Source organism: Capnocytophaga sp. oral taxon 380 str. F0488 (assembly GCF_000318255.2).
GTDB lineage: Bacteria > Bacteroidota > Bacteroidia > Flavobacteriales > Flavobacteriaceae > Capnocytophaga > Capnocytophaga ochracea.
Genome location: NZ_KB291184.1, coordinates 1 through 9,808, shown reverse-complemented (window position 1 = coordinate 9,808; position 9,808 = coordinate 1). Strand labels below are relative to the sequence as shown.

4 protein-coding genes and 1 pseudogene are annotated in these 9,808 nt (G+C 32.8%); 2 read left to right on the top strand and 3 right to left on the bottom strand.

The genetic code is table 11. From position 1 onward, the window contains the following. The first annotated feature begins 540 nt into the window (after positions 1-540). The gene (locus HMPREF9078_RS02700) at positions 541-1,155 is read left to right on the top strand and encodes a hypothetical protein (RefSeq protein ID WP_009419199.1); all 615 of its coding nucleotides are present in this window, start codon (positions 541-543) and stop codon (positions 1,153-1,155) included. Between the two features lie 294 nt (positions 1,156-1,449). On the opposite strand, the gene cas9 is transcribed toward HMPREF9078_RS02700, so the two are convergent. The 3 genes and pseudogenes from cas9 to HMPREF9078_RS11495 all read right to left on the bottom strand — a co-directional run bounded on the left by cas9 (position 1,450) and on the right by HMPREF9078_RS11495 (position 7,795). Next, positions 1,450-5,748 (bottom strand): type II CRISPR RNA-guided endonuclease Cas9, encoded by a 4,299-nt coding sequence (cas9, locus tag HMPREF9078_RS02695; protein ID WP_009419198.1) that lies wholly within the window; start codon positions 5,746-5,748, stop codon positions 1,450-1,452. 192 nt (positions 5,749-5,940) lie between these two features. Continuing rightward, positions 5,941-6,393 carry a D-aminoacyl-tRNA deacylase gene (dtd, locus tag HMPREF9078_RS02690; RefSeq protein ID WP_034542650.1) on the bottom strand — a complete coding sequence of 151 codons (453 nt, stop codon included), beginning with the start codon at positions 6,391-6,393 and terminating at the stop codon, positions 5,941-5,943. 503 nt (positions 6,394-6,896) lie between these two features. Further along, positions 6,897-7,795, bottom strand: a pseudogene (locus HMPREF9078_RS11495) (helix-turn-helix transcriptional regulator). Positions 7,796-7,958: 163 nt separating this feature from the next. On the opposite strand from HMPREF9078_RS11495, the gene HMPREF9078_RS02675 reads away from it, so the two are divergent. After that, positions 7,959-9,668, top strand: coding sequence for a DUF262 domain-containing protein (locus HMPREF9078_RS02675; RefSeq protein WP_009419194.1), 1,710 nt, complete (start codon positions 7,959-7,961; stop codon positions 9,666-9,668). Positions 9,669-9,808: the final 140 nt, after the last annotated feature.

Here is a 9,808-nt window from a genome sequence, read left to right as displayed (position 1 = left end):
CAAATTTTGTAGTTTTGCGATTGATAACAACAATATAAAAAAAATACGCAAAAAAGTTGTAGTTGTGAATTGCTTTCAAATTTTGTAGTTTTGCGATTGATAACAACAATTGCAAAAATTCGGCACGGCAGACCGATGTTGTGAATTGCTTTCAAATTTTGTAGTTTTGCGATTGATAACAACTATTGCTTGGTGCTTAGAGTACTTGTTGGTGTTGTGAATTGCTTTCAAATTTTGTAGTTTTGCGATTGATGACAACTAGCCCATTCATAACCAGCGTTAATAAGTCGTTGTGAATTGCTTTCAAATTTTGTAGTTTTGTGATTGATAACAACGTTGAAACTGGCTTGTTGTCGAGCTAATTCGTTGTGAATTGCTTTCAAATTTTGTAGTTTTGCGATTGATAACAACAAAGTACACTTTAACCTGCAAGGGCGTGAGGTTGTGAATTGCTTTCAAATTTTGTAGTTTTGCGATTGATAACAACTGTTTGTATTTAATTTTATACTATCTTTGCCGAAAATTTAATTTATATATCTTATGAAAAATCTAATTAAAATAACCGGTATTATAGCAATGATTGTTTTCTTATCAGTTGCTTGCTCAAATAGTACAAATAGTACTAAAATCAATTCTTCTGAAAAAAAAGAAAGTTTTTCAGAGAATAAAATGGTAAAGTTGTTTAACGCTTACTATTATGATTTTCCTAATAACAAAGACTATTACTCAAAAAATGAGTATGACTCAATTGATGAGTTAATGAGAAATACGTTTGGCAATTGGGAATACTTAATGAGTTCTAGGAATGAATTTAAAACAGAAATGAGTAAAATTAAAAAGCTTATAAAAGAAGCAGAGGAGATGTCTAAAAGTAAATTTTTTCTCCAAAGAGGAGAATATAATATGCCAGAATACATATATTTCACTCCTAAAGATGATACAGGCTATGATATGTGTGAAATACCTGTAGGAATTTCTTCTATTACACGTATGTCATATAGTATGGATAAAATATCTATAAAAGACTATGTTAAGGAAACTTCATTATATGTATTGCATTCAAAAATGAGGGATAGTGTAGATGTAAAATCTTTAGCTTTAGACCCTGCAACTACAGAAAAATTATTAGAAGCCCAAAACTATACAGGTCTTTAAATAAAAGGAATGCCCCATATTTATAAAACTACCGAATATTTGTTTTAAATAAGTTTTTAACTTATTTATTTGTGTTGTGAATTGCTTTCAAATTTTGTAGTTTTGTGATTGATAACAACGAAAGGTTACTTTTATACAGCGTAAAACCTGTTGTGAATTGCTTTCAAATTTTGTAGTTTTGCGATTGATAACAACTTAATGACTCATATAACTTCAAATGAGCAGGATTGCCTATGTAAATAGAACGGTATAACATAGTTTAAAGAGTGTTTTATTGGTTTTTAAAAAGGGGTTTTAATATTCGCCTATGCTTACAATATCGCCTAAGTGATTAATACGGACTTTTACGATATCTTTTAACCCTGACAAGCCTTCTCTTTTCCAAGTTGTATTTTTTAGAACATTATCTGTCTCTACATTAGTTTCTAGGTGATGTCTAAAGAAATAATCTTTAGTAGCTATTTTTTGTACTCTAAACAAGTTAGGACTTATCTGTTTTTTGTTCTTAGGATCTAACAAATCTATTTCGGCAGGATTAAAACCTGTTGCTTCGTTAGGAAATACAAACATTTCATTCTGTTTCATCGTAAACAGAAATTGCCAACCTTCTTCTTGTTTATAGGTTTTATCAATAATAGGAAGTCCTTGCTGAGTTCGTACTACCGCTTCAAAGAAAGAGACAATTTGTTCCTGCAAATTACCTTCTTTATCCCTATAAATAGCCACGTGGTGGTTATTGCCTGTACTTACATAATCTACAGGAATTTCTTTCCCTTCTTTATTTAAAGTAGTTTTTCCTAAATGGTCTTTCCCTATGTGCAAAGGTTGAGCGTTGTTCACGCCACTTATAGTAACGCGTTTAATCGCAATTCCTTTTTCTTTATTGAGCCAAATAGGATTCTTTTCTAAGTCTACAAAGGCTTTTTCTGGATCATTATTATATACTCGAAGCCTTTCTATAAGGATATTTCTCACACCTTCATCTACAACTTTTTCAATAGATTTTAGATTAGGAACAAATTCTTTGGAAGTAGGATTTTTAGGTACTATTTTTTTTCTTACAGAAAAATCTTCTTCCAAGTAGGTGAGATTTACTTTTTCTGGCAAAGTTTTAGTTTTTGCTTCATCTAAATAAATAGGGTTTTTAGATAGTGCGTTCTTACCTGTAAAGGCTTTTTTAGGGTCGTTGTCATTAGCTTGCAATCTTTTTAGCAATGCTTCGCGATAAAGAGGATTAGAGACTTTTGCGATAGTTTCTTTATCAAACTTTACACCTACTTTTTCTTCTTTATTGACATAATATTGGTATTTGCCATATATAGTTTCTTTGTGTAGCTGACCTCTTGGAGTGAGTGTAATTTGTTGTTTATTAGTGCCAGCAGGTTTATTTGTGTTTTTGGTAACTACTTTATTTTTTGCTTTGTGCGAAATGAATATTTCTTCGAGGTGTTTTTTTGCTACTTGTCTAAAGTTAGGTATAGGTTCTATAAAAACTCTCTTATTCTTACCATTATTAGTTGGAACTTTAATTGTTTCTTTTTTCTCGATAGCTAAAATAACCGAATAATTTTTGTTGTTCTCGTCTTTTCGAGCGTTGAGATGATTGAGGTACTGTATGTATGAAGGTTTGGTAAAAGCCACTGTAAGGGCATCCATTGCGTGGTGACGATGGTCGTTGCGTTTTGTCCAATCCTTAATCACAGTTACTTTGTTGCCATCTTTGCGTTCCTCTACTTCAGTAAGTCCTAACGACTGATATTTAGGCATATTTAGCTCTTTCATCACATCCACCAAACTCCAGTCTTCGCGCAATCTATCGGTGATACTTCCTGAGGTAGAAAGCACATTTTTAGTTACTTGGAAAAGTATTTCTTTAGCTTTTTTGGCTATATACTGAGTATCTCTCAGATCTCTATTGATAAAGCCATCACCTATTTCAGAGGCTTTTTTGAGTAAATTCTTGTATTTAGCAGGAGAAATGTTTTTTGTTTTATAAGCATTTTCCACTCTAGCAAGGTATTGATTAAGTTTTTCTTCATTTTTTAAGGAAGTGATATAATCAAAAGCTGTAGATTCTCCTTTTTTGATATTAAAATCTTTGAAAGCTAATGTTTTGTTAGAAAAACTATCGTCGAACACTCTTGCCTTAGGAACAATGTGCTCTATATCTATATTCTTGCTAAACAATACATCTGGAGCTATATAGGTATTTGTATATAGTTCTTTATAGCCATTGTGTTCCAATTCTTTATACAAACGATAACGGATGATATCGGATTTAGTAGGATTCTTGATGCCAAATTCTTTCTGAAGTATTTCGCTAATTTTTTGATGTTCTGATTTAGCTTTGTTTATATTTTGGGTCATTTCATACCTCTTTTGCGCATTTTTCTTTAACTCACGAGCTAATTCAATGCGAATTTCATCGAAATGGAAGTATTTTGTAATTTTCCCTTCAGCATCTCGTTCACTGTTTTTCTCAATCAAAGCGTTCACTACATTGATCATCTGATTGAGAATCTTCTCAACTACAGGATTTCTCAAAGCGTTCTTTTTAAGTAGTGGAATAATATTTTTCAGTTCACGAGCCTCTAATTCTTCTGTGGTTAAAGATAGTTTAGAGTGCTTATAACCTGCCATTTCACAAGCTGTGCTATACTGATTTTCTTTTATATTAGGGTATATCTTGCGGATAGCTTTAGTAGATAGGCTACCGTAGTCATCTTGCAAGGCTACATTGGCGAGTATTCTAGCGTGTTCTCTCTTAAAAGCGTATTTCTTTTCTAAGATTCGGTAAAGAGTTTCGTTACCAGAGGTAGAATCATCACTTTCATAGGAATAAAGCAAATGCCACAACTGATAGGAATCCTGCTCTTCAAAGTCTTTTACAGGCAAAAGAGGGTCAAAATAAAGGATTTTAGTACATATTCCTAATGCTTGGAAGATAGCTTTTACACTTTCTCTGATTTCGGAAGCTGAAAGAGGAGATTCGTCTAAAGACCAATCGTCTTTTGTAGATTTTATTTGTAAAATATCTTTCACATCGTGAGCTTCCATTTCAACAATCTTCAAATAGGCTTCATAGAGTGCTTTTTGAGTGCGATTTCCTTCTAATTGATTGTAGTTGATTTCCCATTCTTGAGGAGAATAGCCTAATAATTTCAGTACTTTATCCGATTTCAAGTCTCCTTTTAGGTTCAGTTCGTCAAAAAGGAGTTGCTTGCATTCCATATCCAAACTAAAAATCGTTTGAGAAGATTCATTGAGCAAATCTAACTGAGTAGTCTTAGCAGAGATTTTCTTTTTCCTAATACCTTTTCTTTTGCAGATAACATTATTGAGTATTTGCCAAATCTTAAATTCTTGAAACAAAGGAGAGGATTTAGGGACAACACGAGCTCCAATGTTTTTAGTTATAGTTTTTCCGTCTTTTTCTATCTCAATTTCTTTGCTCTCAAACTCACAAAATGATATCAATCCTTTTTGAGATTTAGGTTTACGTTGATAAAAAATTACCACATCACGGATTTGCTTTTTAAGTTCATCAGTTAATTCTTTGTGAAATAAAGCTTGAGTTTCCCAAATGCGTTCAAACTCATCTAAGTAATCCTGACGGTAAAACACTTTATTTTTAAGGCTATTATGTCTATTTTCCTGAAGCTGTGCATACAAGTATTGCCCTACTGTTTGACGATTGAAATAGAGTTCTTTACTTCTATCGGAAATAGCGCCTAAATAGCCACTTGCATTGTTCAAATTATTATTGATTTCGGTTAAGACATAAGCTACTTCTTCTTTTGAAAGTTGTTTAGATACAGCCTCCGCACGCCACTGATAAGCTTGCAAACGAACAGATTCTTTTGATCCCTTATTTTCAGCTGTGTCAAAATGATATCTTTTAGAAAAAGCTTTTGAAGTAGCATCCTTACCTTTCCCTTGCAATTCTTTATAAAAAATATCTGTTAGGATATCAGGGTAAAACTGTTTTTGAAAATTCCAAACGAGGTCAAATTCTTTTTGTAAATCTGAACGATAAAAGTCTGGGAGGAGTTTTTTGTTTTGTTGAAGTAATTGTAGCGATAACTGTCCTGGAGTTAAGTTTTCATCATAGAGGCGCTTTGCTATAGCCATTCCATCTATTGCTTGTCCTTCGTCTTCAGTTTTTGCTTTTCTACTGCTTTTATAACCTCGTTTTTTATTAATAGCCAGTAGTATCCTAGCAAACTCTTCTTTCTCGATACGTTCGGTAACAGCTTTAGCTCTCAATTGCCAAGTAGAATGTGTGGTATTTTTGCCATTTTCAGCTAAGATAGAGGAGGGAGTAATTAGGTTTGCTTTATGCAATAAATCTATGAGATATTTTCGTCTTTGTTGATAGCGATCAAGATTTAGTCTTGCTCCGTGCTTAAGAGTTCTATTAGCATTAGTAGTTATTGATTTTCCTTTTTCAAAGTCGGATTGTTCATCTGTGGTTAAAGACACAATACGCACTCCTAATTCCTTAATCTCTGATTTTTCTTTGTTTTCATCTTCTACAATATGAGCAAAACCTATTGAAGTGGTGCCCAAATCTAATCCAAGTATATTTTTCATTGTTTTGTAATTTGGTGAGGCAAAGATAACGAAAAAAAGTTAAAAGTAAAAAATAAATTAAGAAATATTTGCACATTAAAAATATTATACCTACTTTTGTCGCACAATTTGAAAGCAATTCACAATAAGGATGATTCCGTTGTGAAAACATTTAAAGGAGCCCTATCATTATATTAGTGATAGGGTTCTTTTTTATTCCTTATTTTTTGTATCTATAAGAATAGTTACAGGACCGTCATTACACAAGGCTACTTGCATCATCGCCCCAAACTGTCCTGTGGGCACTCGCTTTCCTAACAAACTTTCCACTTGCTTTATAAACGTCTCATAGATAGGAATTGCAACTTCTGGACGAGCTGCCTTTATATAGCTGGGGCGATTACCTTTTTTAGTAGAGGCGTGCAAAGTGAATTGCGACACGATAAGCACTTCTCCTCCTACATCTTTTACCGAAAGATTCATCACCCCATTTTCATCGTCAAAAACGCGTAAATTCACCATTTTAGCCGATAACCACGCTATATCCTCATTGGTATCGCTATCTTCTATACCTACCAATACTAATAAACCTTTATTGATAGAAGCTACTGTTTGCTTATCTATATCCACCGATGCGTGAGTTACACGCTGAATAACTACTCTCATAAAATATCTTTTTTTATTACTCTCCAAGCCCTCCTGAGTTTCTCTCTCAGATTTGTTAATACGCTGTTTTCTCCTCATCAACGGAAGCATTCCACTTACATCTTCCTTCTTACCTTGTCAAAAAATTCATCATTATATCTTCTTTCCTTCTCCTTAGCTTCACTTTAAATTCGTCTTGAGTTCGTCTTTTCTTAGTTCATCGTTCGTCTTTCCTTCGTTCATTGTTCGTCTTTCCTTCGAATAAACCCTAAATTCCAAATACCTCTCCTACTCTACATTTTTTTACTATTCATTGTCCATTCAAAAAACTTTTAACTCTTAACTACTTATACACCTTTTCCATAACAATCGTACAAGATTCTCCTGCCAATTCTTCTCACCTTTTGCTAATTATCACCTACCCGTGTACCTCGCATTGCCTATCGTGCTACGACATTCTGAGACATAATCTCTCACATACCTACCTCCAAGCATTCACTAACATCTTTTACATCGAACTCACGCTATTTTTTGCAAATTAACACATTATCCGATAGTACTTTCACTCTATCACCATACGATTGTATCTCCCTAACAAAGTCTGGTGTAATTTTTAAGCGCAGTTTGAGTACAATTTCATTGTCAGTTTCTCTCACTACCTCTTGCGAAGGATGCAGAGGCATCGCTTTGAGATATTCCGCCGGATTAGGCATAAAAACTGAATCATTGGACAATTTTTTAAAGGCAAGCACCACCTCTTCTGCTTGTGTGTGCTCACTATCTACCCACGCCCCAAAACTATCGTCGAAAAAACACTCCACACCCTCAGGTACAGTGTGCTGATATTTAATATCTTTGCTATCATCTAAATGGGTAATCCTATCCAAGCCAAACACCCGTAGCGCTTTCTTCTCCACATCCCACGCCAACACATACCAACGTCTTTGCGCCTCTTTTAGCAAATAAGGCTCTATCGTACGCACTTGGGGTTGTTGTTTTTTATCCCAAAACTTATAATAGTGCAACTTTAGCTGACGATGTTCTTCAATAGCCCTAAGCAAGGGTGAGAGATACTCCGTCCCCGCAGGCAATCGCCTATCAAACTGAATAACTTTAGAAAGATTAACGTAATTTTGCAAAGCTCTGAACACATCAAATGCCTCGAAGAGGTTTTGGGTATAGGGGTCATTATCTTCTGTGATTTCGTATGCTTTAAGAAATTTGTTAAACTTAATAATTTTATATGATAAACTTCTTTAATAATTTGAATATCACGTTGCAAAGTACGTTTAGCAAGAGGTTGCCCCTCTGTATTCTCTATACTTCTCTCCCAAGCATTCTCTAATTCTTCACTAGTACAGGGTTTGATACGCAATCGTTCAACAATAAAACGATGCCTTGAAAACATTTTCGATAAACTCATTTTCAATATTTTTTCAACAAAAATATAAAGTTTTTTCAAAACGACAAGTTGTTGCGTCCTATTATTATATTTTTGCTTCCGAAATAAAAAAACAAGGCAAAAGGACGCACATATCATTTTATTTTGTATATTTGCTGGCAGAAACTCATAAAAACATATTAAAATGGCAGATCTTATTGTAAGTAAAAAAAGTATTAAAGAGCTTTTTTCAGAATTAAAAAACAAAAAAATTATCATCCCAGATTATCAACGTCCTTACAAATGGGATATTGATAAATGTAGAACATTATGGGAAGACATTGAGCACTTCTTCCTAACTGAAGCTAAAAATCATTCAGACTATTTCTTAGGAACTATTGTTTCTTATACAAACAAAGACAAGAATCCTGAAATAATAGACGGACAACAACGTATCACTTCTTTTATGTTATTATTACGAGCTTTTTATAAAAAACTTGAAATGATGAATGAAGATTCTAACGTAACAGGACTTAAAAATCAAATAGCACCTTGTATTTGGGAAGTAAGTAGAATATCACAACAAGTGGAAGATAAAACTAAAATTCATATTCATTCTGAAGTTGCTACAGATGAAGATAATAACACCTTTCACAAAATCTTGGAAAAAGGAGAAATTGATCAAAATAATCAAGACAATTATTCCATTAATTATGCTTTCTTTCTTGAGCAATGTAATAAATATGCCGAAACTAATCCTTTGCATTGGAATGACTTCTGTGTAACAATTCTTGAACAATGTGTAATTCTCCCAATAGAATGTGATACACAAGATACAGCTCTTACTATATTTTCCACTTTGAATGATAGAGGAATGCCCCTTGCTGATTCTGATATTTTTAAAGCGCAATTATATAGAAGTTATGAAGGTGAGGCTAAAAAAGAATTTACTGACCAGTGGAAAGAATTAACAAAAATATGTGAAGAAGGAAATTTTACTATTGATGATGTCTTCAAATACTATACTCACATTCTTAGAGCAGAAAAAAAAGACAAATCAAGAGAAATAGGATTGAGAAAGTTTTATGCTGAAAATAAGTACGAAAAACTCAGAAGCCCTAACTTATTGGCAGACATTATAGATCTTGCTATCTTTTGGAGATATCTAAATACTAACAAAGCTATTGACCAATACCCTTATAGCATATCTGATGATACACGAAAATATATCCAATGTTTAAACTACTACCCTAATGAGTTTTGGAAATTTCCGGTAAGCGTATTTTTTATTCAAAATAGAAAGACACTTAATTTTGATGAAAAATTTAATTCTATACTTAAAGAACTTACAGCTTTCTTATTTGTCAAATTTATATATGCTCCATCAGTAAATGTCATTCGAGATGATATTTTTGATTCTTGTATAGCATTGCACACTGAAAACAAGCTAAAATATAATGTTGAGTTAAATAAAGATTCTTTAAGAGAACGTATTGAAAATATTGCTTCTTCCACAAGAATGACAAGAGCTCTTTTATTACTTTATGCGTATTTAGATGAAAATCAAACAAAACTAATTAGTAATATTTTTGATATAGAACATATTTTTCCTAAGAAATGGCAGAACACTAATTACAATGGATGGGAAAAAGAAGAAGCTCAATTATACTTAGATAAATTAGGCAATAAAACTATTTTCGAAAAGAAACTTAATATACAAGCAGGGAATCAATACTTTGCTCAGAAAAAGCTCAAATATGCCGAATCCGAAATAAGTATTGTTCAGAAACTCTCAAAATACCCTAAATCCGATTGGATAAAAGAAGATATTGAAGAACGTCAAAAAGAAGTAATAAATAAGTTACTTTCTTTCTTTGAAAATGAACTTGTATTAAAACAGAGAATAGTTAGTTAGCTAAGAAAATATATAAATACAAAAAAACTCCTCCAAAGCATTGTGCTTTAGGGGAGTTTTTACTTATTATCTTCTCTATTTGTTCAATTCATAATAAATTCATAATAAAAAAGAGCAATTCTTTATCAGAATTGCTCTTC